At 67.4% G+C, this 26,186-nt stretch carries 29 protein-coding genes; 7 read left to right on the top strand and 22 right to left on the bottom strand.

Annotated elements, in window-relative coordinates:
* Nucleotides 1-30 precede the first annotated feature (30 nt).
* Both AB0M22_RS18000 and AB0M22_RS18005 read left to right on the top strand, forming a co-directional pair.
* Nucleotides 31-672, top strand: a complete 642-nt coding sequence (locus tag AB0M22_RS18000; protein ID WP_364727580.1) for a helix-turn-helix domain-containing protein — start codon at nt 31-33, stop codon at nt 670-672.
* 31 nt (nt 673-703) lie between these two features.
* The gene (locus tag AB0M22_RS18005; RefSeq protein ID WP_364727582.1) at nt 704-1,741 is read left to right on the top strand and encodes an oxygenase MpaB family protein; all 1,038 of its coding nucleotides are present in this window, start codon (nt 704-706) and stop codon (nt 1,739-1,741) included.
* 21 nt (nt 1,742-1,762) lie between these two features.
* On the opposite strand, the gene AB0M22_RS18010 is transcribed toward AB0M22_RS18005, so the two are convergent.
* The gene (locus tag AB0M22_RS18010; protein WP_364727584.1) at nt 1,763-3,784 is read right to left on the bottom strand and encodes an EAL domain-containing protein; all 2,022 of its coding nucleotides are present in this window, start codon (nt 3,782-3,784) and stop codon (nt 1,763-1,765) included.
* A gap of 227 nt (nt 3,785-4,011) precedes the next feature.
* Between AB0M22_RS18010 and AB0M22_RS18015 the strand changes: the two genes are divergently transcribed.
* Nucleotides 4,012-4,818, top strand: coding sequence for an SAM-dependent methyltransferase (locus AB0M22_RS18015; protein ID WP_364727587.1), 807 nt, complete (start codon nt 4,012-4,014; stop codon nt 4,816-4,818).
* 4 nt (nt 4,819-4,822) lie between these two features.
* On the opposite strand, the gene AB0M22_RS18020 is transcribed toward AB0M22_RS18015, so the two are convergent.
* Nucleotides 4,823-5,362 carry a hypothetical protein gene (locus tag AB0M22_RS18020; protein ID WP_364727590.1) on the bottom strand — a complete coding sequence of 180 codons (540 nt, stop codon included), beginning with the start codon at nt 5,360-5,362 and terminating at the stop codon, nt 4,823-4,825.
* Between the two features lie 177 nt (nt 5,363-5,539).
* Nucleotides 5,540-6,358, bottom strand: a complete 819-nt coding sequence (locus tag AB0M22_RS18025) for a M15 family metallopeptidase (protein ID WP_364727593.1) — start codon at nt 6,356-6,358, stop codon at nt 5,540-5,542.
* A 158-nt stretch (nt 6,359-6,516) separates the two neighbouring features.
* Between AB0M22_RS18025 and AB0M22_RS18030 the strand changes: the two genes are divergently transcribed.
* Complete coding sequence (locus tag AB0M22_RS18030; protein WP_364727595.1) at nt 6,517-7,449, top strand: hypothetical protein; 933 nt, start codon at nt 6,517-6,519, stop codon at nt 7,447-7,449.
* A gap of 121 nt (nt 7,450-7,570) precedes the next feature.
* Nucleotides 7,571-8,254, top strand: a complete 684-nt coding sequence (locus tag AB0M22_RS18035) for a PAS and ANTAR domain-containing protein (protein WP_364727598.1) — start codon at nt 7,571-7,573, stop codon at nt 8,252-8,254.
* Nucleotide 8,255: 1 nt separating this feature from the next.
* Here AB0M22_RS18035 and AB0M22_RS18040 read toward each other — a convergent pair whose 3' ends face one another.
* From AB0M22_RS18040 to AB0M22_RS18055, 4 genes are all read right to left on the bottom strand, one after another.
* On the bottom strand, nt 8,256-9,269 hold the full coding sequence (locus tag AB0M22_RS18040) for a YdcF family protein (protein WP_364727601.1): 1,014 nt from the start codon (nt 9,267-9,269) through the stop codon (nt 8,256-8,258).
* Between the two features lie 141 nt (nt 9,270-9,410).
* Nucleotides 9,411-9,710: an ANTAR domain-containing protein gene (locus AB0M22_RS18045; RefSeq protein ID WP_364727604.1), complete on the bottom strand. Its 300-nt coding sequence runs from the start codon at nt 9,708-9,710 to the stop codon at nt 9,411-9,413.
* Between the two features lie 82 nt (nt 9,711-9,792).
* Nucleotides 9,793-10,179, bottom strand: coding sequence for a hypothetical protein (locus AB0M22_RS18050; protein ID WP_364727606.1), 387 nt, complete (start codon nt 10,177-10,179; stop codon nt 9,793-9,795).
* A 113-nt stretch (nt 10,180-10,292) separates the two neighbouring features.
* On the bottom strand, nt 10,293-10,985 hold the full coding sequence (locus AB0M22_RS18055) for a hypothetical protein (protein WP_364727609.1): 693 nt from the start codon (nt 10,983-10,985) through the stop codon (nt 10,293-10,295).
* 223 nt (nt 10,986-11,208) lie between these two features.
* On the opposite strand from AB0M22_RS18055, the gene AB0M22_RS18060 reads away from it, so the two are divergent.
* Nucleotides 11,209-12,471 (top strand): wax ester/triacylglycerol synthase domain-containing protein, encoded by a 1,263-nt coding sequence (locus AB0M22_RS18060; RefSeq protein WP_364727611.1) that lies wholly within the window; start codon nt 11,209-11,211, stop codon nt 12,469-12,471.
* A 13-nt stretch (nt 12,472-12,484) separates the two neighbouring features.
* On the opposite strand, the gene AB0M22_RS18065 is transcribed toward AB0M22_RS18060, so the two are convergent.
* From AB0M22_RS18065 to AB0M22_RS18130, 14 genes are all read right to left on the bottom strand, one after another.
* Complete coding sequence (locus AB0M22_RS18065; RefSeq protein ID WP_364727614.1) at nt 12,485-13,429, bottom strand: GDSL-type esterase/lipase family protein; 945 nt, start codon at nt 13,427-13,429, stop codon at nt 12,485-12,487.
* A gap of 471 nt (nt 13,430-13,900) precedes the next feature.
* Nucleotides 13,901-14,764 carry an alpha/beta fold hydrolase gene (locus AB0M22_RS18070; protein ID WP_364727617.1) on the bottom strand — a complete coding sequence of 288 codons (864 nt, stop codon included), beginning with the start codon at nt 14,762-14,764 and terminating at the stop codon, nt 13,901-13,903.
* Complete coding sequence (locus AB0M22_RS18075; RefSeq protein WP_364727620.1) at nt 14,761-15,714, bottom strand: aromatase/cyclase; 954 nt, start codon at nt 15,712-15,714, stop codon at nt 14,761-14,763. The genes AB0M22_RS18070 and AB0M22_RS18075 overlap by 4 nt, the downstream gene beginning before the upstream one ends.
* Nucleotides 15,715-15,740: 26 nt before the next feature.
* Complete coding sequence (locus tag AB0M22_RS18080) at nt 15,741-16,526, bottom strand: SDR family NAD(P)-dependent oxidoreductase (protein WP_364727622.1); 786 nt, start codon at nt 16,524-16,526, stop codon at nt 15,741-15,743.
* Nucleotides 16,523-16,786 carry an acyl carrier protein gene (locus AB0M22_RS18085; RefSeq protein WP_364727625.1) on the bottom strand — a complete coding sequence of 88 codons (264 nt, stop codon included), beginning with the start codon at nt 16,784-16,786 and terminating at the stop codon, nt 16,523-16,525. Before AB0M22_RS18085 ends, AB0M22_RS18080 begins: the two co-directional genes overlap by 4 nt.
* 13 nt (nt 16,787-16,799) lie before the next feature.
* Entirely contained in the window at nt 16,800-17,261 is a 462-nt protein-coding gene (locus AB0M22_RS18090) for a hypothetical protein (RefSeq protein WP_364727628.1), read from the bottom strand.
* 68 nt (nt 17,262-17,329) lie between these two features.
* Nucleotides 17,330-18,037, bottom strand: coding sequence for a class I SAM-dependent methyltransferase (locus AB0M22_RS18095; protein ID WP_364727630.1), 708 nt, complete (start codon nt 18,035-18,037; stop codon nt 17,330-17,332).
* An 81-nt stretch (nt 18,038-18,118) separates the two neighbouring features.
* Complete coding sequence (locus AB0M22_RS18100) at nt 18,119-18,892, bottom strand: class I SAM-dependent methyltransferase (protein WP_364727633.1); 774 nt, start codon at nt 18,890-18,892, stop codon at nt 18,119-18,121.
* A gap of 34 nt (nt 18,893-18,926) precedes the next feature.
* Nucleotides 18,927-19,925, bottom strand: a complete 999-nt coding sequence (locus AB0M22_RS18105; RefSeq protein WP_364727636.1) for an aldo/keto reductase — start codon at nt 19,923-19,925, stop codon at nt 18,927-18,929.
* A 15-nt stretch (nt 19,926-19,940) separates the two neighbouring features.
* Nucleotides 19,941-21,152: a methionine adenosyltransferase gene (metK, locus tag AB0M22_RS18110; protein WP_364727639.1), complete on the bottom strand. Its 1,212-nt coding sequence runs from the start codon at nt 21,150-21,152 to the stop codon at nt 19,941-19,943.
* A 36-nt stretch (nt 21,153-21,188) separates the two neighbouring features.
* Nucleotides 21,189-21,440, bottom strand: coding sequence for a hypothetical protein (locus tag AB0M22_RS18115; protein ID WP_364727642.1), 252 nt, complete (start codon nt 21,438-21,440; stop codon nt 21,189-21,191).
* A complete protein-coding gene (gene rfbC, locus AB0M22_RS18120; RefSeq protein ID WP_364729780.1) occupies nt 21,437-21,997 on the bottom strand; it encodes a dTDP-4-dehydrorhamnose 3,5-epimerase in 561 nt (186 codons plus the stop codon). The genes AB0M22_RS18115 and rfbC overlap by 4 nt, the downstream gene beginning before the upstream one ends.
* Before the next feature lie 2 nt (nt 21,998-21,999).
* On the bottom strand, nt 22,000-22,872 hold the full coding sequence (gene rfbA, locus AB0M22_RS18125; protein ID WP_364727645.1) for a glucose-1-phosphate thymidylyltransferase RfbA: 873 nt from the start codon (nt 22,870-22,872) through the stop codon (nt 22,000-22,002).
* Nucleotides 22,873-22,887: 15 nt separating this feature from the next.
* Nucleotides 22,888-24,093 (bottom strand): nucleotide disphospho-sugar-binding domain-containing protein, encoded by a 1,206-nt coding sequence (locus tag AB0M22_RS18130; RefSeq protein ID WP_364727648.1) that lies wholly within the window; start codon nt 24,091-24,093, stop codon nt 22,888-22,890.
* 175 nt (nt 24,094-24,268) lie between these two features.
* On the opposite strand from AB0M22_RS18130, the gene AB0M22_RS18135 reads away from it, so the two are divergent.
* Entirely contained in the window at nt 24,269-25,195 is a 927-nt protein-coding gene (locus AB0M22_RS18135; RefSeq protein WP_364727651.1) for an NAD-dependent epimerase/dehydratase family protein, read from the top strand.
* Nucleotides 25,196-25,201: 6 nt separating this feature from the next.
* Here the strand turns inward: AB0M22_RS18135 and AB0M22_RS18140 are convergent, their stop codons facing one another.
* On the bottom strand, nt 25,202-26,119 hold the full coding sequence (locus AB0M22_RS18140) for an NAD(P)-dependent oxidoreductase (protein WP_364727653.1): 918 nt from the start codon (nt 26,117-26,119) through the stop codon (nt 25,202-25,204).
* Nucleotides 26,120-26,186 lie beyond the last annotated feature (67 nt).

Genomic DNA, 26,186 nt, shown 5'->3' on the forward strand with positions numbered 1-26,186 from the left:
CTGCCGACCTGTGCGCCTACCGTCGACGCCATGAAGCAGAGCCTCGCCGCCCTCCTCACCGCCGGAATCCTCGGCAATGCCGGAGAACGCGCCGACCGGACCGAGGCGCGGATCCTCGATGCCGCGGTCGTGGAGGCGGCGGCCACCGGAATGACACGGCTGCGCATCGAGGCGGTCGCGCGCCGGGCCGGGGTCAACCGGGCGACGGTGTATCGCCGCTTCACCGATCTCGACGGCCTGATCGAGGCGATCGTCATGCGCGAGGGAAGGCGCATGGCGGTCACCGTGCTCGACGCCGTCGACGGCGTCGAGGGGCACCCGGAACGGCTGGTGGAAGGCTTCGTCGCCTGCATGCGCATGGCCCGCGAGCACCCGGTGATCGCCCGCACCGCCGCCCTGGAGCCGGACCGGCTCATCGCGGCCGGCCTGGCCGACGACGCCGCGCTGTTGCGACTCGGCAGCACGGTGGTGGCCGACCAGCTCCGGCAGGCGCAAATGGACGGCTACGCAACACATCTGGACCCGGACGAGACGGGGCAGAGCATCGCCATGCTGTTCGCGGCGTGCGTATTGCTGCCGACCGCGCAGGGCATCGATCTGCGCACCGACGAGTCGGTGCGCGCCTACGCGCGACGCACCGTGGCGCCCATGGTCTTCGGGCCGAGCAAGTAGCTCGACGCCCGGCAGGAGAGGAAGACACGCGATGAGCAACCACAACGCGGTGGTACCGCACGAGGACTACGGCTTCTTCGGCCCGGATTCGGTGTCCTGGAAGGTATTCGGGTATCCGACGGCGGTGGCGATCGGCTTCCAGCGCACCGTGGTCACCGAGATGTACGAGCCGTTCCTGCTGGCTTCGGTCAACGACACCGGCGCGGTCGGCAAGCGTCCTGCGCTGCGCTACGACCGGACGCTGCAATACATGGCCACCATCACCTTTCACGACAGCGCCTCGGTATTGAAGGCCTCGGACATCCTGGTGAAGATCCACTCGAAGATCACCGGAACCGAGCCGATCAGCGGATTGCGTTACGACGCCAACGATCCCGAAGCGCAACTGTGGATCCATCTGACCGCCTGGCATTCGGTGCTCTACACCTACGAGAAGTTCGGACCCGGCAAGCTGACTCCTGAAGAGGAGCAACGGTATTGGGCCGAATGCGCGATCGCCGCGCAGTTCCAGACCATAAATCTCGACGATGTGCCCCGCTCGCGCGCGGAGATGCGCGCGTACTACGCACGCATGCGGCCGATCCTCGCCGCCACCGAAGCCACGCAGCAGCATGTCGATCTGTTGCTGAACGGCGCGTCCACGTTGCTGCCCGACTCGGCGCTGCTGCGCCCGGTCGCCAAGCTCACCCAGACCCTGTTCCGGAAGGCGACCATCGCGACGCTGCCGCGGTGGATGCGCAAGATGGGCGGCGTCCAGCAGTCGCCGGTGACCGACGCGGTGGTGACCGTGATCCTGCGGGGCATGTTCCGATTGCTCGCGCACAGCGTGGCGGCGCAACGGGCCATCCTCCGCACGGCCAGCCCACTCTCGGTGCCGGTGCTGGATCCGATCCTGTGCGCGGTGCCGCCGAAGCACCCGGTGGTGTGGACGCCGGAGCAGGCCCGCCGGCACTACGGAATGGCCACGCCCGCCGAGCAATACGCCGAGATCCTGGCCGCGCGGGCGGCCAAGGCGCTGCCCGAGCATGCCGCCGCCGACGGCAGTGAACCACTGCTCGCGTTCGGTTAGGACGCTGCGGCAGTTGGTGTTTCAGCTCAAGCGGAGATCGGAGACGCCGAGCAGCGTGGTCACCTGATCGGCCGGCATCGGGTAGTGGAAGTGCCAGCCCTGCGCGGTGTCGCAACCGAGATCGCGGAGCTGGTCGGCCTGATGCCGGGTCTCGACGCACTCGGCGGTAACGGTGAAGCCGAGCGCGTGGGTGAGATCGATGATCGTCTCCAGCAGCAGCAGATCGGTGGGACTCGCGGTGTCCGGGGTGCGGATGCGCTGGATGAACGGACCCGCGAGTTTGACCACGTGCAACGGAAGCTGGCCCAGGTAAGCCAGATTCGAGTAGCCGGTGCCGAAGTCGTCGATGGCGATGCGCACCCCGGCGTCGGCCAGCGTGTGCAGCGCGCGCAGCGGCCGGCCGGTGGTCTGCATGAACGCCCGCTCGGTGAGTTCCAGTTGCAGCAGGCTCGCGTCCATGCCGGTCTCCGCGATCACCTGCTGCACGTGGTCCAGCCAGGCCGGATCGGCCACCTCGGCGGCGGACACGTTGACGCTCACCGTCGGGGTGTGCGGATAACGGTCATGCCATTCGCGGCTGGCCCGGCAGGCGGTCTCCAGGACCACCGCGCCGAGCGCGCCGATGTGCCCGTTGTCCTCGGCGATGTCGACGAACCGGGCCGGGCTGAGGATGCCGAGATCCGGGTGTCGCCAGCGCACCAGCGCTTCCACCGCCACGGTCTGCCCATCGGTGAGCGAGACGATCGGCTGGTAGTCGAGGTAGAACTCGCCGTGCCGCAGCGCGGACGGCATCGCCGCCGACAGTTCGGCGCTGGTGTGCTCGCGGCGGCCGCGATCGGCGTCGAAGATCGCGTACCGCCCGCGGCCCGCCGCCTTCGCCCAGTACATGCTGGTGTCCGCGGCCTGGAGGAACTCGCCGGTGGAGAGGCGGTCCGCGCGGCCCTCCATCACGCCGATGCTCGCGGTGACGGTCAGCTGATGCTCGTGCACATAGAACGGTTGCGCCAGCGCGTGCAGCACGGTCCTGGCCACGTTGGCCATTTCCTCGACACCGGTGGAATGCGGTATCAGCACGACGAATTCGTCGCCGCCCATCCGCGCGACCAACTGATCGGTGCGGGATACGCAGGCATTCAGCCGCGCGGCGACCTGCGCGAGCAGTTCGTCGCCGACCGCGTGCCCGAAGGTGTCGTTGACCGTCTTGAAGTGGTCCAGGTCGATGTAGCAGACCCCGACCCGGACGCAGTCGGCGAACGCGGCGGTGAGCGCGTCGAAGAAACGGGAACGGTTCGGCAGGCCGGTCAGCTGATCGTGGTGCGCGCGGTACTGCAACCGTTCGCGCAGCGCGCGGCGCTCGGAGACGTCCTCGACCAGCACCAGCGTGTACTGCGGCTGACCGTGCTCGTCGCGGATGAGCGAGACGTTGATGTGCGTCCACACCGTGCCGCCGTCGCGGTGCCGGTAGGCCTTCTCCAGCTGCACGTTGTCGTACTTGCCTGCCAGCACACCGGCGTACTTCTGCCACATGTCCGGGCCGTCGTCGGGGTGGGTCAGATCCGTGACCGACAGGTTGCACATCTCCTCGGGCCGATACCCGAGCATCGCCGCGAAGGCGTTGTTGACCTCGATGATCCGCCCGGTCATGTCCGAGAGCCCGGTGCCGATCCCGGCCTGGGAGAACACCGCGCGCAGCCGGGCCTCGCTGGATCGCAGCTGCTGCTCGACCACCCGGCGGGCGGCGATGTCGGCGGCCCGGACGCTCTCCTGCTCGGCGAGCAGCCAGGCGCGGAAGGCGCGCAGATAACCGGTGGCAAAGGCGGCCAGCAACTCGGTGGCTCGTTCGGCGGGGACCGCGCCGGGGCCGATCAGGTGCGCGTTGAGCACGGCCAGGCTGCGCCCGAGGACCTCGTCGCCGACGAAGTGTGAGCGGGCGAGTTCGCCGCCGATTGCGGCGACTCGATCGGTGGAATCCGGGTCGGCGGCGGCCAGGACGAATTCCTTGGCCAGGGTGCCGAGCAAACGACGGGTTTCGGCAGAGCTCATGGGCACGACGTGATTTCGCGGTCCGCCACCGAGTGCGGCCGCCCATTGCCCGGCCAGTTCCGCGTGCGGCCCGCCAGGATCTGAACCGCTCCCGGCATCCCACGCCATAAGCTCTGATGGTAGTCCGATTTGCGGGCTTCCGCCCAACTGCACGTGCACGCGAACCCCGCTACGATGACCATGCTTTCGTCGCCGGCATGCGACGCTTCTAGAAGGGTTGGCGCCAGATGACCAGACCGAGTTGGGCTCCCGAGGGAATCGATCTGGATCGGCCCAGCGCCTCGCGCGTGTACGACTACTTCGTCGGCGGCATGCACAACTTCGAGATCGATCGGATGCTGGCCCGCCAGATCGAGGAGTTCACCCCGGGTGTCGGCGAAACCATGCGGGCCAACCGGGATTTGCTGCGCCGATGCGTGCGATTCCTGGTGGATGCGGGCATCACCCAGTTCCTGGATATCGGCTCGGGCATCCCGACCGTCGGCAATGTGCACGAGGTGGCGCAGGCGGTAAATCCCTCGGCCCGTGTGGTTTACGTCGACATCGACCCGGTCGCGGTCGCGCACAGCCGCGCCATCCTGGACGGAAATGCGGCCGCGACTGTCGTCCAGGCCGACATCGGCAGGCCCGAGACCATTCTGTCCGACCCGCAGGTCGCGCAGCTGCTCGATTTCGACCAGCCGGTGGCCGTGTTGATGCTCGGCGTGTTGCATTTCGTGGCCGACGACGCCGATCCCGCGGGCTGCGTCGCCCGCCTGCGCGACGCCATCGCCCCCGGCAGTTACCTCGCCATTACCCATGCCACCGCCGACGGGCAACCCGACGAGGTGCTCGAGGCACAGAAGCTCTCCGGCCGCACCTCCACCGAGATCGTGCTGCGCGCCAAGCCCGAGATCGCCGAATTCTTCCAAGGCTGGACCCTCCTCGAACCAGGCCTCGTCCACCTGCCCCTGTGGCGCCCCGACAACGCCGCCGACGTCGGCGAGAACCCCGAACGCTCAGGCGCCTACGGCGGCCTCGCCCGCAAGGACTGACCGCTCAGGCGATCGCGGTGCGCAGGGCGAACCAGCCGGTGGCCGGGTCGGCAAAGCCGTGGTAGGTCAGGCGGATTCGCTGGTCTATGTGGAAGTGGCGGTAGACGGCGAGCATGGCTCGGCGCATCGCCTCCTCCTGGAAGTCCTCGGTGCGGCGGAAGCCGATGGGGCGTTCGGGGAGCAGGGCGAGGCGGGTCAGCTCGGCGGGGTCGTCGAGGTCCAGGCCGACCGGCGCGGTGTCGGTGATGTGGCGGTCGTGCAGGATGGTGCGGCTTCGGGTCGGGTCGGGTAGGCCGGTGCGGAACGCGCGGAATTCGGTGTGTAGCAGCGGTCCGGGGGCGGCGGTCGAGTCGGTTTGCACCAGCTCGACCAGGTCGGCGTCGGGCGACGGCGCGGCGGTGCCCGCGGCGAGCGGCGCTTGTTCGAGCAGGTGCAGGATGCTGCCGCCGGCGATCAGCGGCTCGGGCGCGAGGAACAGGGTGACGGTGGGGCAGGCGCAACCGTGGCCGAGCAGGCAGATCTTGCGGTGCGATGGATCGGGCATACCGCCTCCTCCATGAAACGGGCCGAATCCTCCGGCCCTGGACGGATCGGGACTTCGAGAATTGCCGATCGCTGAGGTGCCGTGGCGCTCCGACGGTCGACCGTGCCGCAGTTACCCAGTGTAGGAGCCCGGCCGACCTGCGTATAGACGCGGCGGGGTCGGTTTCGGTGGCCCGGGTCAGCGCACGGGGAAGTCGAAGAAGGTCTTCGGGAAGGGTTCGTCCTTCAGGGTGAAGTGCCACCATTCCTCGGGCAGGTTGGTGAAGCCGTGCTCCTCCATCAGCTCGGCGAGCAGGGTGCGCACGGCGCGCTGGGTGCCGCCGATGGCCGGGTTGGCGGTGTGCGCGGCCGGGTCGAAGCAGTCGTAGCCGGTGCCGAAGTCGAGGATGTTGTCGTGGAAGCGCTGCTCGGCCGGGAGGAAGCATTCGCGCAGCGGGTCGCCCGCGCGATACGGCTCGGGCTCGGCGGCGGGCAGCGCGACGATGGCGAGGTCGAGGGTGCTGCCGCGGCTGTGCCCGGATTTCTCGGCGATGTAGCCGTCGCGGAACAGGTTCGCCTTGTCGACAGTGGGATAGTACTCCTGTTTCATCTTCACGTCGCCGAGATCCTTTGCCCACGTGACGAACTGGTCGACGGCCCGCTGCGGGCGGTAGCAGTCGTAGGTCTTGAGCGTGAGGTTCATCGGCCGCAATTCCGCCTGCACCTGTGCCAGTGCGGTTGCCGCCTGCTTGGTCAGCAGACAGCGGGGCGCCTCGTAGCCGGCGATGCGGGTGCCGAGGAAGTTGTGCTCGCCGAAGTAGCGCGCGTCGACGATGATCGTCGGATCGACATCGGTGACGGAGACGAACGCCGTCTCGTCGGCCACCGGCGGAGTCGGCACGGGCGCGCTCGTTGTCGGCGCGTCCGGGCCGGAGTCCCCGCACGCCGCGAGGGCGACCGTCACCGCGCAGGTCAGCGCCAGCGCGCCGGAACGGCGTGACAACCGGACGGAAATCATGCGTTTCTCCTCGCGATTCAGGCTGGGGTTCAACCACTTTCGCCAGCGTCTGGTCCGACGGATATGAGCATCGCACAACCGTCGCGGTTCGGGCCGCTATCGGCGGTCTGCGGTATGGTTGGCGTCGTGATGAAGCGAATCGAGTCCCATCCCGCCCGGTGAGTGCAGTCGACGAGCGCAGTGCGCTCGAGCACCCGGTTTCTCTGATCGAACACATCCAGCGACTGCGTTGTCGTTTTCCGGATGGCCCGCTGCCCGAAGACGATCGAGTCTGGGATCGTGCCGTCGCGCTACTGCTGCGCATGGGTTCCGCCACCGGCTACCGTGCCGAGATCGATCGGTATGCCCGGCAGGTGTTTACCCTCGTCGCTGCCGAAACTGCCCGCATGACACCGACTTCCCGCCGCTGCGCCGACCTCGCCGCGCTCGTCGTCGACCTGCGCACGGGTGCCGCCGCCTGCCTCGACTGGGCCGAGTACGAGCGTGCGGCCGTGCTCGACCGGTTCCTGTCGGTCCTGCGATCCCAATCCTGGCTCCGGGCATTGGAATCCGTCCCCGGCTGCGCGGATCCGTTCGTGCCGCGGCGAAACCGATGGATCCGTGATGTTCTCGACCGGGGCAACGAGGCAATCGGCCGGAACCGCTTCGAGATTCACGTCGTTCTGCCGGTCGCCCCGGGACCGGCGGTCTATCCCGTCGCGACGACCAGGATTCTGCTCGCCGGCCGTCCGATCATCGCCGAGCTGTTCCCGCACGGGGTGGGGGAGAGGCCGGAGAAGCTACTGCACCGGACGGGACTGCGCGCCACCGAACAACCACGCCGCGTGAGACTGGCCGCCTGCGCCGAAGAATGTTGCGGCGCACTCTATGTCACGATCGTGCGCGAAGGCGGTTCCGTGATCTGGCGAGAGTGGGCGACGCCGATGTCCGGCCACTCACCCGAATTCCGTTTCCCCGCAGCCGAATACGACCTCGAAGTGGCGGGCGCGGAACACGACGATTCCTGGAAGTGGCTGGTGCACCCGCGCCCGGTCCGGCAGCCAGGCGTCGCGAGCGAACCGAAGCTCGCCAGAACGTTCTGCGGAAGGTAGCCCCGATCGGGCCGGCCCGGCGTGCGGCCGGCCCGATGAATCCCGGGTCGTGATCGATCATTCACCGCCCAATTCCTGGGTCGGGTTCCGAAGCGGGACCGTTTCGGCGGATACTGGGGCGGTGACGCTGGGCGAAGAGGTTGCACCGGAGGCGGTGAGCGCGATGGAGGAGACCATCGGCATCGACGCTTGTGCCGAGCCCGGATGGTTTCGATTCTGGTTTGCCGACCAGCGGTGGGAATGGTCCGATGAGCTCGCTGCGATGTACGGGTACGAGCCGGGTGAGGTGGAACCCACCACCGACCTGCTGCTGTCCCACAAACACCCCGATGACCGGGAACATGTCGCCAGCTGCATCGCTGCCGCGCTGGAGACCGGGCAGCCGTTCTGCGGCAGGCACCGGATCATCGACGCCCACGACGAGGTGCGTGAGGTCGTGGTCGTCGGCGACCTCATGACCGACGGGGACGACAAGGTGATCGGCACCTCCGGCTACTACGTCGACGTGAGCGAGCGGCTCGAGGAACAGCGCCAAGAGGTGCTGGAGGAGATCCTGCCGGAGGTGATCGAGGCCCGCGCCGTGATCGAGCAGGCCAAGGGCGCGCTGATCCTCGCCTACGGGGTGAACGCGGAGCAGGCGTTCCGGGTGCTGCGCTGGCGCTCCCAGGAGACCAACACCAAGCTGCGCGACCTGGCGGCACAGTTCGTCGACGAACTCAGGATGCTCAGCAAGGACGCCGCAGGGTTCCGTACCCGCTTCGATCACCTGCTGCTGACCGTGCACGAACGCGTCGACGCGTCCTGAGTCACCGGTTGGTCGGCATCCCGCCGGTGGCCAGCGCGAGCAGCAGCGGCAACGACACGAGCGTCAGGCACGTGACGGCATTGGTCCATTTGTAGGCGACCACGAGTGCGACGAACTCACGCAGGATCGCGCTCGGCAGGTAGTAGAACGCCGTGCGCGCGCCGGTCACCTCCGCGTCCAGCTTCAGCCTGCGCGCCAGGATCGCGGTGCGCAGGATGTGAAAGTTGCTGGTGACCAACACCATTCGAGTCGAGAGTCCGCGCTCGCCGAGCAGCCGCTTGATGAAGAGCAGGTTCTCCCGCGTGGTGGTCGAGTGTTCTTCCCTGGCCACGCTGGCCTCCGGGATGCCGCGCGCCTGGAGATAATCGGCCATCGCCGCGGCCTCCGAGACCGCCTCGTCGGAGCCCTTGCCGCCGCTGGTGATGATCACCGGCCTGCGCCCCTCCGCCAGCTCCGCCCAATAGATCTGGGCCGCCCGGTCGAGGCGGCTGGCCAGCAGCGGCGATACCCGTGCGCCGACCAGACCCGAGCCGTGCACGACGATCGCGTCCATCCCCGGTCGGTACGGCAGCCAGCCGTAGAGCAGCGAATACAGGACGAAGCTGGTGAACACGAACCCGAAATAGCTCACCGCCATCACCAGCGAGGCGAACAGGACCGAGCGCAGGCTGCCGGTCGCGATGGCGACCCCGAGCAGTACGTAGGGCACCAGCAGGACGATTCCCGGCCCGATCGAGAGCAGATTCGCGATCCGCGCGCCCTCGCGGCGCATCATCTGCATGCCGTTGGCGATCAGCAGCCCGGCCAGCACGAGCACGACCAGGGGTGACAAAACCACCAGGAGGCCGACCAGGGCGAGCGTCAGGTCCGCGTTGTCGCCGGAGCCGATCGCCCAGACGACGAGCACCGCGACGCCTAGGAGGAGATAGACGCCGTTGCTCAGCCGTCGCCGGTCCAGATGGAACCGCAGTGCGAAGACACCCAACAGAACCAAGCCGACGGTGAGCAGGATCACCTGCGCACGGTAACCGGCAGCCGGTGTCCGATTGCATCGGGGCCGGTTCAACGCCGCGCTCGCTGGCGGATTGTCCGGTATGTCTCAACGGTTTTCGTGTGGACCCGGATCGAATCGACGGGGATCGGCGCTGGTCAGAGCTCAGGGATTGGGCTTGGGATGGTGTGCGATGTGCAGCAGGTAGTCGACTTTGGCGCGGAGTTCTGGGGGAGCGAGGTCCAGCGAGGGGAGCTCGGCGATCAATTGCGCGGCCAGCGCGCGAAGCTTGACGTTGGTCGCCTGCGATCGGCGACGCAGCATGGTGAACGCCTGCTCGGCGTCGACGCCGTAGACCAGCATCAACGCGCCCTTGGCTTGCTCGATCACGGCCCGGGCCGCCAGCAGATCAGGGGAGGCGCGCCCGAGGGACGGTTGGCCGCGTTCCTCGAAAACATCGCTCATACCCTGGGGACTACCCAGTGAGCCGATTGTTATGGGGCAGTTGGCAAATCTTCATGATCGGGTCTCAGTACTGGTCGGTCCGCTACGGGTCGATGCGGTCCAGTAGCCAGCCTGGTCCGACGGTGCGCGCGCCGAGTGCTTCGACACGGTCGCGGAGTCCGCGGTCCGCGGTGATGACGGTGATGGTTCGCGCGCGGTTCTGTTCGGCGACCACATCGACGATCGTGTCATCGCCCGAGCCGTCGGCCAGGACCACGCGCACGCCGACCACGGTCGGATCGGCCGCTTTCGCTTTGCCCTCGAGGATGACGACCACCTCGGCCGGCTGGTCCAGCCGACCGGCCAGAGTTGTCAGTTGTTCGAGCAGTTTCCGTGCCGCGCCCGCGCGGTCGCGCCACCAACCATTGGGCCGCGACCCGACGACATTCGCGGCATCGACCACGATCAGCTGAATCTCGGCATCCGCCACGGGTCCAGTCCGCTCCCTTCGATGTCGACAAGCGTCGCTGACCAATTCGATCAGGCGCTCGAAAGCATGACCGGCGAAGGGGTTTCGGCGCTGGCTGCCCGGCTGCTCGCCGACTAGGCGTCGACGGTCGTGATCGCCTGGCTCGGCTGCGGATTCTCCAGTGCTTCGTGCAGGTTCTTGATCACGCCGCGGGCGAGGGCGTAGTTGCCCACGCCGCCGACCACCGCGCCGATGCCGGCCGGAATCACCTTGCCGAACGCGAGGGCGCTGCGTTTGACGATGAACTGCACGACGAATCGCTTGACCGGGGTGTCGTTCATCCGCCGGATGATCGGCAACTTGTTGGCCAGCTTGGTATCCCACTGCTTGGCCGAGCGTCCGGCCGCGCCGAGCGAAGCGGTGCCCGCCTGCCCGAGTACGACCGCCGAAACCAGCGGCGGCCGCGGCGCGGCCGCCTTGCTCCCCGAAACCCCGGTCGCGCCAACGGCATACACCGTGGACGCCTCCAGGAAGAACAACGTGTCCGCGCCCGCCGCGGCCAACCCCACCAGCGTCCCGACCCCCGGAACCGCCGCACTCAACCCGACCACCACGCCGCTCGCGGTCACCGCGACCGAGTAGTGCCGCCCGAGCCGCTCGACGATCTGTTCCGGCGATTCGCTCGGATGCCGACCGCGAATGAACCCGGTGTACTTACCGACCAGCGGCGCCTGTACCCGCGCCGACCTATCGATCAACGAGACGACACCCTGATCGAGGAACTTCCGCAGCATTGCCAACAGCCCTTTCGGTCGGTCACTACCCATACGACAACGCTCGATTGCCGACTACGAAGTCGACCCGCCCGAGCCTACGGTTGTCACGCTCTCCCGCGGGTGATACCCGCCACGAAGAGTCCGAACCGCGCGTCGCGGCGGCCGATCTGAAACGGTCGCGCCCACGCCAGGGCGAAATTCGAGCTATCGTTACTTCCGCACGGAAGATCGTCGTATTGCTCCGATTTGCTGGCCAACGGTCGAGGAGAGCGCGATGAGTTCAGTGGTTGCCGATCAGATATCCGGTCGATATCTGCCGCTCGCCCCCTTGCAACGTGCATTTCTCGCCTATGAGGCGACGCATCCGCCGATGTCCTTCGCCATCGGCGGCGTGCTGCTGCTGGAGGGCTCGCCGCCGACCGTGGACGAGCTGCGCGAGCTGTGCCGGCGGAAGCTGCCGCTGCTGCCGCAGCTGGGTTGCCGGCTCAGCGAGGGGCCGCTGGGGCAGGCGGTGTGGGTGCCGCAGGACGAGGTGGATCTCACCGTCCTGGTGACCGAACGGCGAACGGGCTCCGGCGGTTTGCAGAGCGCCGTCGACGAATTGATTCGCCGGCCGTTCGAGCATTCCCAGCCGCTGTGGCGGGTGCTGCTCGTGCACGGCTACGCGCCGGGGGAGTTCGCGCTGATCTATGTCGGACACCATGCCCTGCACGACGGCCTGTCGGTGGCCACGACCATCATGTCCACCTTTGCCGACCCCAACGGTCAGGACTATCAGCCGCGGATACCGGCGACGCCCGGCAAGAAGCGTGGGCGATCCGGTCTGATGCGCACGGTCGCGCACACTGTCCGCGGGTGTTTCCCGCTCGCTCGTCCACTACCGCGGTCGAAGGTCTTCGGCGAGCGCACAATTCACTGGGGGCACACCAGCCTGGATCACCTGCGCGAGATCGCCCATCGGCACGACACCACCGCGAACACCGTGTACCTCGCCGCCGTGACGCAGGTGCTCCGGCAGTGGCCCGAGTCGCCGTGGCACGCGCTGCGCGGGACGGGCAGTCCGGTATGGGCGATCATGCCGCTCAGCATCGGCGGCGACAAGGGGAAGCTCAGTCAGCGTGCGGTGGGGTTCCGGCTCCCGTTGCCGTGTGACGATCCGGATCCGCTCGCTCGCCTCGCCGCGCTGGATGCCCGGTTGTCGCGGGAAATCTTAGGGGCGCAACGGAGTACGGCGCAGTCGATGATCGGCGGGATGCCCTACCGGCTGTTCCTGCCGTGGGCGTACCACCACTTCAGCGACCGGTACGCGCACCTGACCGCGACCAATGTCCCCGGCTGCACCGACGAGGCCAGTGTGCTCGGCCGCCCCATCGTCGGCACCGTGCCGATCGGGTTTCTCCCGGCTCGGCACCGGCTCGGTATCGCGATGACCAGCTATCGGGATCGTGCGGTCGTTTCCTTCCTCACCGACGCGCGATTGCCCGGAGCGGAGGCGCTTCCGGATATGTGGCTCGATGCGGTCGCTGAGTTGAGGTAATGGTTGTTCGACGTCACCGGGCGGTGTTGCCGGGTGCGGCCATCCGCACCTCCGCGTTGTCCTGGCACACGCCCTGCTCGGTCCCCGATTTCGCGGTTCGATCGCTGAGCTGGTCGAGAAAGTTCGAGACGCACCTACCTTCCATGCGCTGCCCGAAAGCGTTGGGGTGCAACGCTTCATGAATCAATCCTGGATCGCCGAGCAGGTCGGCAGGCACCTGTCGGATCCATTCCTGGTCCTGCGTGGTGCCCGACGCGCACACCTCATGCCCCTGGTACATGCCGGACACATCCAGCAGATGGACCGGGACATTTTTCTTCGCTGCCGCGGCGACCGCATTCTGGATTTTGCCGTTGATGTCCTTCGCGATACCCGCGAACTTCGCGAAGTCCTTGTCGAAGAACGGGCATCCCCCTTCTTGCAACCGGCTGACCAGATTCACTTCGAACGGCCCGCGCAGCTCCGAATCGGCAGCAGGCAGCGGATTCGGATAGTTCAGCACCACCAGCTGGGCATCCGGCGCGAGCGGCGAAATCGCCTCCTTGAACAGCGTCTCGTACACGTGCTCGAGCTTGCCTTCGAGCCCCGACAACTTCGGACTCGCCTCACACACCAGATTCTTGTCCGACTCCTTCAATCCCTGCACATAAGCCTGGTATTTCTCGTTCTCGGCCGCGCTCACCTGCTTCAGACCCGCCGACTGCTTCAGGACGAACTTCTTGACGCACTCCTGCGCAACCCCGCTGACCCCGGCATCATTTCCCCCGATAGAGACCACGACATACTTGATCCCCGGATTCTGCGTCAGCCGCTCCTTCAACTGCTCGAGCTGAGGCTTCTCCCCTTTGAACGAATCAGTCAGCACATGCTTGATCTCGGCCCCGCCGCAGGCAACATTCACCTTGTTCCGGGCAAGATCCACCGCCTCGAACGTCTCATACGGATAGATCACCGCCACATCGGACCGATGACATCCCCCTGCGTTCCCCGGCAGAATCGCCGGATAATCCCAAGTCCCCCCATATGTTTGGAAAACTCCGCGATCAACCGCGGCAGGTCCGTTCCCCTCCCAACGCCCACCTTCACCCGATGCATAAGAGTCGCCGAGCAAGACCGCAGCAGCCCGATCCCCGTGCAGCGCTTCGGTTCCATCCGACGAGGGCCCCGCCCCAGCGACCGCTTGCCCCGGCAGCCCAACCCCACCACTCAATGCCGCCGACACCACAACCAGCACCCACCACCGCCGAAACCCCACGAAAACTCTCCTTAGTCACTCCAGTAGTAGCTTCCCGAGCAGCGTGTCCAGCGGTGTCGTCATCAGGACAACCGCGTCACTGAGCAGTATTCGACGCGACCGTCACTACGGATCGGTCTGAAGCGTCAGCGTTGCTCTGGAGCCGATATCTGCCGAGGATCAGACATCGCAGCTTCAGGAGTGCTCGGCAAGTGGCGGCCTGCTTGATGGGGCGACAGTCGGGCGGGCCAGGCATTCTTCGAAGAAGGCCAGGGTGCGGAGGTGGTGGGCGCGGGCGGTCCAGCCGAGGCTGATGTTGTGGCCGGCGTTGGGGTGGTGGTCTATGTGGACGGTGGGGGCGGTGTGGAAGGCGGTGGTGAGGGTGTTCAGGGCGTCGGGATCGTGGCGCCAGATTGCTTCGTGTTCGGCGAAGGTAAAGCGGACGGGGATGGAGATTCTGGCCGCGATGTCGGCGAATTGCGTTGTCCAGGTAAATACTTCGGCGCGTTCGTTGAGGGGTACCGGGCCCAGCATTGCTGCGCCGGAGCGGAATGTGCCCGGGGGATATAAGCGTAGCGGGCCCCAGTGCAGGCGCACGGTGTCCAGGTTCAGGCCGTCGGCGAAGTCTGCGCCCCAGCCGGAGAGGTCCAGTCCGAGCAGCTCGGTGGTGTCCGGCTCGGCGGCAATGGTCATGGCGACGGCGCTGCCGAAGGAGTGGCCGAGTAGGCAGAGTCCTTGTCCTACTGCATGATTCGCGCGGAAGGTCCGCAGGGCGGCCGCGATGGTGTTCGCCTGCTGCGCGATCGTCTGTCCGCCGGTCGGATCGGGTGTGGCGACCGGGTATCCCGGACGGTCGATTGCGAGCATCGTGTATCCGAGCCGCGCCCCGAGCGTCAGCAGGGACACGTCGGGGTGCGCGCGGCCGTCGAAATAGTGCGCGCTGGTGCCGGCGCCGTGCAGTGCGACGACCACTGCGCGCGGATTTTCGGCCGCGCACAGCAGCGCCGACAGGGTGAGTTCGCCTGCCACCAGGTCGATCCGGCGGACCTCGGGGGTCATTCGACGGCAGCGACACCCGCCCGGTCCTCGGCATAGGCCTTGGCGAGTTCCAGGGTGGCGCTGCTGTTGGTGCTCAGGGCATTTCGGACGTAATCCCGCGCGTCGGCGGTGGTCGCGCCGTCGCCGAGAATCGAGGCGATGTTGTCGGTGTTCAACACCACGGTGTGCTGCGACGCCGCGCGCACCCCGCCGTCGGTCGGCGTGAAGGTCCACACACCGGTATGCAGCGCAAGCAGTTTCGGCAGGGTGACCTGTTTGTAGACGATCCGCTCACCGGGAAACACCACCCGATACGACATCGTGCGGTGGGTGGATCCGTCCTTGGCCTTGGTGTCCATCTCGAGCGTCTGCACCCCCTGCTCGGTCTGCTCGAAGCGGACCGCGGCCACATGGGGGAGTCGTTCGACCCACCGATCCGCCTCGTTCACGAAGTCGTACACATCGCCGGCCCCGCCACGGACCACCACCGAATCCTCGAACGAGAAGGTGGATTCCGTTGCGGCGATGGTCGATTCGATATTGCTCCGCAACGCGTCCAGTTCCGCGCGGGAATTGCGGTCGACCGCGGCCTCGATCCAGGCCAGGCCCTCCGGATCGTCGTCGATCGCCCGATAGCCGTGCAGCAACCGCACGCGCGAATGCCCGGCCTGATCCGCCTCGATGATCCATTCCCCGTACATCGAGGCCACCGGCGGCGCCGAAACCTCCTGCTGGAAACGGATCCGGAACCGGTCGGGATCCAGGGTGCGCCGCGACACCCAGCTCTTCGGCTCACCGTTCGCGGTGGCCCAGATCTGAATGCGTTCCTCCCGATCGCCGGTGCGCTCCTGCTCGACGTGGATGGTCGGCGGGAAGATGCGCGGCCAGTTCTCGACCTCCGCGATCAACCGGTAGACGACGGCGGCGGGCGCCGCGATGGTGATCTCGTGCTCACATTCGCTGATGGACATGATCGCCTCCAAGGGGTGGATGAGTATCAGAAGTTGCCGAGACCGCCGCAGACGTTGAGCGCCTGGGCGGTGATGGAGGCGGCCACATCCGAGGTCAGGTAGCCGACCAGGCCCGCGACCTCGTCCGGGGTGGAGTACCGGCCGAGCGGGATCTTCGACTGGAACCGGGTCAGGATCTGGTCCTCGGTGGTGTCGTAGGCCGCGGCGTAGCCCTGCCGGACCCGTTGGGCCATCGGCGTTTCCACGTACCCGGGGCAGACCGCGTTGACCGTGATGCCGGTCGGGGCCAGCTCGTTGCCGAGCGCCTTGGTGAACCCGACCACGCCGTGCTTCGAGGCCGAATACGGTGCGCCGAGGACCACGCCCTGCTTGCCCGCGGTGGACGCGATATTGATGATCCGCCCCCACGGCTTGTCCCGCAGGCCGCCGGCGTTGAGCACCTCCCTGGTCATCCGGAACACGCTGTGCAGGTTGGTATCGATGACGTCGAACCACACTTCATCGGTGACGTCGGCGGTGACCCCGCCGCCGCTGCGCCCGGCGTTGTTCACCAGGATGTCGACGCCGCCGAAACGGGTGACCGCGGCGGCGACGAATTCGCGCACCGAGTCGGCGGAGCGGACGTCGAGCTCGGTGCCGTCGACGGTCAGGTCCCGTTCCCGCAGCGCCTTCACCGTTTGCGCGACAGTCTCCGCCGTGCGCGCCCCGATGAAGACCGGATGTCCCTGACCGGCAAGCTGATTCGCCACCGCGAGGCCGATGCCGCTGGTCGCCCCGGTGATCAGCGCGACCCGGCCTGCCGGGGCGCTCATGCCGCGGTCCCGGCGGCGATGACGTGATTGACGGCGTCGACGAACGTGCGCGGCGTCGTCGAACCGGTCAACACCGAATCATCAAGGGAGATACCGTATTCGCGTTCGATCCGGCCGCCCGCCTCCAGCAGCGCGAGCGAGTCGTAGCCGAGATCCTCGAACTCCTGCTCGGTGTCGGCGACGAAATTGGCACCGTCGCCGCCGACTGCGGCGAACATGATGCTCTGGAATTCCTCCATGGTGAGATGCCTGTTGGCCATGGGTAAAGCCTTCCTACTTGCAGGTCGGAGTTTGCTGGCTGGTCCGGGTCGCCTCGATCGAGGACGGCCCGGACCGCACCGGGTTGCCGTCCGGATCGGTGACCTGGGTGTCGCCGGAGCTGGAGAACTTGTCCCGTTTTTGGTTCGCCTTGTGCTGCACCGACACATAGGCCGCGAGCGTGCCGTCCGGCAGGATCACGTCATGGGTGAGCTCGAAGGTGAACCGGTTGTGCCCGGCTTCCTGCCAGGTGCCGGTGCCGCTGCCGGAGGCGTCGCCGGGATGGCCGAAGGTCAGGCAGATCTTGCCCGACTCGGTGAACTGGAAGATGGCCTCGTGCGGCGGGTCCTCGCTCACCTTCACCAGGCCGGTCCAGGTGCCGATCGGCAGGAACTCGATGGGCGTCGCCTGCGCGGTCTGCGCCGGAACCGTGCCGGCGGCCAGTACACCGAGGAGCAACAGAAGTGTTTTGGTCATAGGGCCGATCCTGGGCGCACCTACTCGCGTCGCACTTGAAGTCCTCTGAAAACTGTCTGTACATCGGGTCAGTCGCGGTCGGCTTCGAGCACCCAGATCGGCAACAGCATCGCCCCGTCGGCGTCGAGTTCGGGCCGGAAACCGCTCTCCGCGAAGGACTCCAGCATCGGCGGGGACGCCACCGCGGCCAGATTGCCGAGCCGCAGGGTGTTGATCGACCACGGCGCACCGAAGAACGCGCGCAACTCGTCCTCATCGATCGCATACGGTGCGAAGGCGCCGCTGAATTCGCTTTTGGCGAAGGTGAATTGGATGAGCCGCGCACCGGGCTTGGTCGCGCGCACCAACGCGTCGACATGCGGTTGCCGCTGCTCCGGCTCGAGGCAGTGGAACAGCGCGCTGCTGACGACCGTGTCGAACCGGCCCGCGTATTCGGTCAGCTCGGTGGCGTCGGCGACGGCGAACGACGCCTCGACCCGCTCGGCGGCGGCTCGCGCGCGGGCCTTCTCGATGACCGTCGGCGAGAAGTCCAGCGCCGTCACCCGGTATCCGCGACCGGCCAGATAGATGGCGGAATCACCTGGCCCGCAACCGATGTCGAGCACTTCGCCGCGGACGCGACCGGCGTTCTCGAACCCGACCAGTTCGGGCTGCGGCCGATCGATCTCCCAGGGCAGCCGGTCCATCACGTCATCACCCGGCATGAGGGTGTGATCCTGGTAGCTCTGCTCGAAATCGACCATCGATGAATCGTTCGCCGGAATTGCGTCAGCCATCTGATCTCCTTGAAGTGAATGATGTTGGTAAAATTGAGGTTCCGCTGCTGGCAGCGTGAATGCTGTTGCGGCTGCTGAGTATCACTCACCCCACTTCAGGTAGATCACCGGCTGCTCGCGGTGGGGGAGTTGTCGCAGCACCATCTGATCGAGTCCGAAAGTCTCACGGAGCGCGGCGGTTACGCCGGGCCACCGAGGATGCCCGAGTTCGTCGAAGGCGAGAATGCTGCCCTTGGCCAGGTGCGGCCGGATCGCCTCGAGCAATTCGCGAGTCGGCGCGTAGAGGTCGAGATCGAAGAAGGCCATCCCGATCACCGTCTCCGGGTTGTCCGCCAGATACTGCGGGACCGTCTCCCGGACGTCGCCCTGGACCACGAAGGTGCGCTGCACGTGCGCGACCGGGTCCCCGGACTCGTGCGCGGCCAGCACCTCGCGCAGATGGTCCACCTCTTGGTCGGGCACGGCGAACCGGCCGACGGCCGCGCTCGGGCTCACCTGGTCGATGTCGGCGAGGTCGGGAAACCCGGTGAAGGTGTCGAAGCCGATGATCCGGCGGAAGGAGTTGTACGGCTCGTACAGGCTGCGCAGCGCGGACAGAATCGCGAGGTGCCGTCCGTGCAGTACACCGAATTCCATGATCACGCCGGGGATTTCGGGGAGCATGCGGTAGAGCGCGTCCATGGTCAGCAGATCGGCCAGTTGGTGACGCCGCAGGTACACCGGGAGGTTGTCGATCAGATAGACCGGGGGAATCGGCGTCTCGGTCAGCAGCTTCGTCAGCCGTTCGCGCACCTCCTTCTCCAGCGGTGACTCGTGCGGCAGCAGCCGCGGGTCCTTGTACTGTGCCTCGGTCATGCGGGTTCCTTTCTGCGACAGGCAATTCGAGGGATCAGGAAAGCCACGCCTCAGGGGCAGGCCCGCCACGGCCCAGGGGCGGGAACAGGGCATCGAGCCGGGCCAGCTCCGCCGCGGACAGCGACACCTCCAGCGCCTCGATCGCGCCGTCGACATGCGCCGGCGTGCGCGGCCCGATCACCGCCGCGGTGACCTCGGCGTGCGCGAGCACCCAGGCGAGCCCGACCTGGGCGGGATCGCGGCCGATCTCGGCGCAGAACCGCTCGTATTCCACGATGGTGTCGCGCTGCTCGTGCAGCGCGGCGAGCGCGCGGCCCTGCGCCGACTTGACCGCGGTCCCGTCGGCCAGCTTGCGGACCGCGCCACCGAGCAGCCCGCCGTGCAGCGGCGACCAGGCGAGCACGGCGATGCCGTAGGCCCGCGCCGCCGGGAGCACCTCCGCCTCGGCGAACCGGGTGGTCAGGTTGTAAATGCACTGCTCGGAGGCCAATCCGAGAAAGTGCCGGTTGCGGGCGGACTCCTGCGCCGCCGCGAGGTTCCAGCCGGCGAAGTTGGAGGAGCCGACGTAGCGCACCTTCCCGTCGCCGACCAGTTGCTCCATCGCCTGCCACACCTCGTCCCAGCCGACCGCGCGGTCGATCCGGTGCATTTGGTAGAGATCGATCCAGTCGGTGCGCAGGCGCCGCAGCGAGGCCTCGCACGCGGCGATGATGTGCCGGGCGGACAGGCCCCGGTCGTTGGGCCCGGCGCCCATCTCGTTGCCCACCTTGGTGGCCAGCACCACCTCGTCCCGGCGCGCGGGCTGGGCCCGCAGCCAGCGGCCGATGACCTCCTCGGTGTAGCCCTTGTGCACGCGCCAGCCGTACATGTTCGCGGTGTCGACGAGGTTGATGCCCTTGGCCGACGCGTAGTCCAGCAGCCGGTGGGCCTCCGGTTCCTCCACTCGCCCACCGAAATTCACCGTGCCGAGGGCGAGCCGGCTGATCTTCAGCCCGGTGCGGCCCAACTGCGTGTAGAACCGGTCCTGGTCCATGACGGGGCGCGCTCGTCAGAGGAATCCGGCTGCCGCCCGCAGCTTTTCGGCACGGTCGGTGCGTTCCCACGGTAGATCGATGTCGGTCCGGCCGAAGTGCCCGTACGCCGCGGTGGGGGTGTAGATCGGGCGCAACAGGTCCAGATCCCGGATGATCGCGCCGGGCCGCAGGTCGAACACCTCGACGACGGCCGCCGAGATGCGCTGCGGGTCCACCCGTTCGGTGCCGAAAGTCTCGATGAAAAGGCCTACCGGAGCGGCCTTTCCGATGGCATAGGCGACCTGTACCTCGATCCGCTCGGCCAGACCCGCGGCCACCACGTTCTTGGCCACCCAGCGCATGGCGTAGGCCGCCGAGCGGTCCACCTTCGACGGATCCTTCCCGGAGAACGCGCCGCCACCGTGGCGAGCGAAACCGCCGTAGGTATCGACGATGATCTTGCGACCGGTCAGGCCCGCATCGCCCATCGGCCCGCCGAGCACGAACTTGCCGGTGGGGTTGACCAGCAACCGGACCGCCGACGTGTCGAAGTCGGGCAGCGCGAGTTCGGCGAGCACCTGGTCGAGCACGTGCTCGCGGATGTCGGGGGTGAGCAGCGTGTCGAGATCGATGTCGGCGACGTGCTGGGTGGAGATCACCACCGTGTCCAACCGCACCGGGCGGTTGTCCCGATATTCGACGGTGACCTGGGTTTTTCCGTCCGGGCGCAGATACGGCAACAGGCCGGACTTGCGCACCTCGGTCAGGCGGCGCGCGAGCCGATGCGCCAAAGCGATGGGCACCGGCATCATTTCGGGGGTCTCGGTCGTCGCGTAACCGAACATCAGGCCTTGATCGCCGGCGCCCTGCCTGCCGATGTCGTCCTCGGCATCGCCGATCCGGTTCTCGTGCGAACTGTCCACGCCCTGCGCGATATCGGGCGACTGGGCGCCGATCGCGATATTGACGCCACAGGTGGAACCGTCGAAACCCTTGGCCGAGGAGTCGTAGCCGACGTCGAGAATTCGCGCGCGGATCAACGCCGGATAGTCGATGGCTGCGGTGGTGGTGACCTCACCGGCGACATGCACCTGACCGGTGGTGACCAGCGTTTCCACTGCGACCCGGGCCGCCGGGTCCGCGGTCAGTATCGCGTCCAGAATGGTGTCGCTGATCGAATCGCAGATCTTGTCCGGATGGCCTTCGGTCACGGATTCGCTGGTGAACAGTCGTGCGGCGATTTTCATGGGATTCCTTGTGTCGGTCAGAACTGAAAAACTCGGTTACCGTGCGCTTTTGAGCGATTTCTCCAGCGCCCGCCAGGATTCGCGTTCGGTCGCGGACAAGCAGGGGCCGTTGCGTTGACGGGCCTGATCGGCGAGGTCGCGACGCCGGTGGCTCACGTCGACCATCGAGGCGTCGATGTGGTAACCCCAGCCGATTGCGTAGAAGCCGGGCGTCAGATGGATCGCGATCCGGACGAATTTCCGCCAGGTGCGGCGGAACTTCGCCGCGCGCCGGGAGCGGCGGCTCATGACGTCAGGTCGCGCAGCCCGGGCGCGGCGGCGTCCTTGGGCGAGCGGAGCAGGTGCAGCGGTTGCCCGTCGAGGCCGGTGGCCGGCCACGCGATGCCCAGGTCCGGATCCAAAGCGTCTACCTCACGGTCGAATTCGGGGGTGTACTCCAGCGAGCACAGGTAGGTGACCGTCGAGCCGTCGGCCAACGACAGCAGCGCGTGGCCGAGCCCCTCGGACAGGAAGACCCAGCGCCGGTCCACGTCGTCGATGCGCACGCTGTCCCACGTGCCGAAGGTCGGTGACCCGGGCCGCAGATCCACGACCACGTCCACGAACGCGCCGCTCGTGCAGGTCACGTACTTCGCCTGCCCGGGCGGGTCCTCGGTGTAGTGGATGCCGCGCAGCACGCCCGCGGCCGAGGTCGAGGTGTTGATCTGCAACAGCTCGAATGGCCGCCCGACCGCCTTCTCGAACTCCGAGGCCTTGAACATCTCGGCGAAGACGCCGCGCTCGTCGCCGTGCATGGCCGGGGTGAATTCCCAGGCCCCCGGTACCGCCAGCTCCCGAATTCGCATGCTCACCAATCCCGTCCGTGTTCCAGTAGTTCGAGCAGGTAGCGGCCGTAGCCGGAGCGCACCAGCGGGGCGGCCAGCCGGCTCAGTTGTTCGTCGTCGATGAAGCCCATCCGCCAGGCCACCTCCTCGGGCACGCTGATCTTCAGGCCCTGTCGCTCCTCGACGGTGCGGACGTAATTGGCCGCGTCCAGCAGCGAGTCGAAGGTGCCGGTGTCCAGCCACGCGGTGCCGCGGGCGAGCACGTCCACCTGGAGCCGGTCCTGTTCCAGGTAGGTCCGGTTGATGTCGGTGATCTCGTATTCGCCACGGCCGGAGGGGCGTAGGCCGCGGGCGATCTCGACCACGTCGTTGTCGTAGAAATACAGGCCGGGGATGGCGTAGTTGGAGCGGGGCACCTTGGGCTTCTCCTCGATGGAAACCGCTCGGCCGTCGGCGAATTCGATGACGCCGTAGGCGGTCGGATCCGAGACCCGGTAGGCGAACACCGCGGCGCCGTCCAGGCCGTGGAAGCGGCGCAGCCGGGTGCCGAGTTCGGGGCCGTGAAAGATGTTGTCGCCCAGCACCAATGCGGCCGAATCGCGGCCGATGTGATCGGACCCCAGCACGAAGGCCCGGGCCAGCCCGTCCGGTTCCGGTTGCACCACGTAGTCGATGGTCAATCCGAATTGCGAACCGTCACCGAGCAACCGCTGGAACGCGCCGGCGTCCTCGGGCGTCGTGATCACCAGGATTTCCCGGATGTCGGCCAGCATCAGGGTCGACAACGGGTAGTAGACCATCGGCTTGTCGTAGACCGGGACCAGCTGTTTGCTCACCCCGCGCGTGATCGGATGCAACCGCGAACCGGCGCCACCCGCCAGGATTATGCCTTTCACGACCGGTCCTTCCCGTCAGCTCGGCTGCCCGGCGGGCACGCGATCGCTTGCCAGTCGTTCCAGTTGCTCGACCACCTCGAACGGTGTCGGCCGCGTCAGCATGTCGGCCCGCAGTTCGCCTGCGGCAGTGCGGAACTCGGGTTCGAGCAACCGCTGCACGGCAGCGTCGATCTCACTGTCGGTCAGGTCGCCGCCCGGAAGATTCAGCCCGGCACCGCTGGCCTGTACCCGTTCGCCGTGCACGGTCTCGTCCGGCATGTGCGAGATGACCAGTTGCGGCACGCCATTGACGAGCGAGGTCAGCACGCTGCCCGCGCCGCCGCCGTTGATCAGCACCGAGCAGGTCGAGGCGAGCGCGTCCAGCGGAATCGGGCCGAGGTGGACCACGTTGTCCGGCACGTGGTCGAACAGCTCGCGCTGATCGTCGGTGACGGCGACGGCGAGTTCGACCTCCCGCCGGGCGAGCGCGGCGACCACCCGCGGCGCGAGCACCATGTGGTCGAAGCCGAGCGCCGATTTCGAAGTACCCCAGGTGATTCCGATGCGCGGACGAGAGGGCGGCGTATACAACCATGGTTGCAGCACGGTGGGACCGTTGTAGGGAATGAATCGGATCGGGTTGCGGATCCGGCCGTCGGCGAGCTGCAGCCGCGCGGGCGCGGGATCAAGGGTGACGGTGCCGTTCACTCCGATGCGCGAAATGCCGTACGGTGCGACCAGTTCGCCGATGATCTCGTCCTCGAAATCCTCGATGAGCGCGGTGAAGTCGATGCTCCACAGGTGGCGGACGGTGGGCACGCCGAGCAATGTCCCGATCAGCGGGCCGACCAGGCCGGTCGGCTCGAACACGACCACGTCGGGACGCCATCGTTCGGCGAAGGCCACCGCATCGGCGGCCTGGGCCTGGGCCGCGGCCGCCGCGAGCCCGAATCCGATGAGCTGGCGCTGCTTTTCCTGCTCCGCCGCGACCACCGGATCATCGCTGAGCACCTCGGCCTCGGGTTTCCAAGCGCGCCGGGCGGATTCGGTACGCAGCACGGCGAAGGAGTCGTAGTCCGGGCCCGCGCCGAACGCGGGCAGCCCGCTGTCCAGGATGGTCGGGACCAGGTCCGGATTGCTCACCACCACGACGTCGTGGCCGCGGGCGCGCAGCGCCCAACCCAGCGGCGCCAGCGGGCGCAGATGGCCTGGAATATTCCAGGTTGCGATCAAGACGCGCATCTTCGTCTCCCTCCAGAGTCCTGTGCACAGCGTCCTGCGGCGCGCTCGAATATCGCTCCAGCAGCGGTCGGCGCGGCTTCGACCGGGGCATCGAGGGCCGCTGGATTCGCGCTCCGGTCGTTCTCGACCCGCGACGGCGAGCATCGGTGTATTGCAGGCGGACTGGAGGATGGTCGTGGCGCGGACGGCGGTGCTGATCGGCGGCAGCGGGTATGTCGGCGGCGGGATCGGCCGGGCACTCACCGCGCGGGGTTTCACCGTGGTCTCGGTCGGCCGGGCCGAATTCGACGTGCTGGCCAGGCCGGTCGCGGAACTGACCGAGCTGCTCGGCGGCGCCGACCTGGTGGTCAACGCGGCCGGCGCGCTGTGGCAGGTCACCGATCAGGAGATGGTGGCTGCGAATATCGTTCTGGTGCAACGACTCCTGAACGCGATCGACGCGATGGCGCGGCCCGCGCCGCTGGTCCAACTCGGCTCCGCCTATGAGTACGGCGTCGCACAGGCCGACGGGAGCCGAGGTGTGGACGAGCCCACCCCGCCGCGCCCGGAATCCGCTTACGGCCGAACCAAACTGGCGGCTACCGAATGCCTGATCAGGTGGCACGGGCGTGGCGTGGTGTTGCGCTGTTCGACGGTGGTGGGCGCCGGGGCGCCGCGGGCCAGCCTGTTCGGCTCGGTGGCGCATCGGCTGGCCGATCTGACCGCCGATCCGGCCGCTGCGCTGGTGCTCGAACTGCCGACGCTGCGCGGCACGGTCGACCTGCTCGACCTACGTGATCTCGGTGCGGCGGTGCTCGCGGCCGATCGTCGGCTGGCCGGCCAGCACGCGCCCGGCGTCGACATCGTCAACATCGCCTCCGGTAACCCGGTCCGGGTCGACACCGCCGTGTATCGGCTGATCGAGCTGAGCGGGCTCCCGGTGCGCGTGATCACCACCGAGCGCCCGGAGTTGGCGCGGTCATCCACCGCCGGTGCGCCACCGATCCGCATCGAGAAGGCGGCCCGGTGGCTCGGCTGGTCGCCGCGGTTCGGCCTCGACGACACGCTGCACGCGCTCTGGCGTTCCGCGAGTTCTGACCGAATCACGCTGGGCAACAAATGATCTGGCCTAAGTGAGTGTGTTCCAATAGTCGCGCAAGGCCTGATCCACGCTGCGCGTGGCTCGCCAACCGAGGGCCTGCTCAGCGGTGTCGGTGGCCACCTCCAGCCAGATCGTGGCCGCGCCCAGTGCACCTGGGGCGGTCGCGGATTCGACGACATCGGCGGGTACCGCGCTGATCGTGATCAGCCGGTCGACCAGGTGACGCACTGAAACCGCCTGTCCTCGACCGATGTTCACCACCGTGCGGGTGGTGCGCGAACGCGCTGCGGCGAGCACCGCGTCGCCGAGGTCGCGCACGTCGATGAAATCGCGGTAGGCGGCAAGCGGTGACAGTTCGATATGGGCGCGGCCCGCACCGTGTGCCGCCAGTATCGAGCCGACCCGGCCGAGGAGGGTGCCGGGGTGCACGCCGGGGCCGATGCTGTTCGTCGGGCGGAGCACGACGCCGTCCACGGAACCACGGGCGATGGCCGCCTGAACCAGCAGGGATGCCGCCAATTTCAGTCGACCATAGAGGGATTCGGGCTCGGTCGGTGTCGACTCGTCGATCCGGCCGGACGCGGGAAGCGGTCCGTACTCCAGCACGCTGCCCAAATGGACGTAGCGTGCGCGCAGGTCGGGGCAGGCGGTCAGCGCGGCGAGCGTGGTTTCGGTGAGGGTGACCAGCGATCGATGCAGGCCGGGTTCGTCCAACCCCCAGTACGAACCGGCCGCGTTCACCACCAGAGCGGGCCGGTATCGCCGCAGCAGCTCGATCAGCGGTCGCGGGTCCGTGCTGAGATCGAGTGAGACATGTTCCGGCCCAATCGGATTTACACCACGCGACACCGTCACGGTCCGATATCCGGCCTGCAACGACGAAACGATATGCGGGCCGACGAAACCCGTGCCACCGAGTACCAGAGCGGTGCCGCTGTTCCCCATGAACCCAGTGTCGGACCGGATATTCGAGAACCACTAGGACGCGGATAGGACCGGAGCCCGAGTTCAC

Source organism: Nocardia sp. NPDC051756 (assembly GCF_040681495.1).
Lineage (GTDB): Bacteria > Actinomycetota > Actinomycetes > Mycobacteriales > Mycobacteriaceae > Nocardia.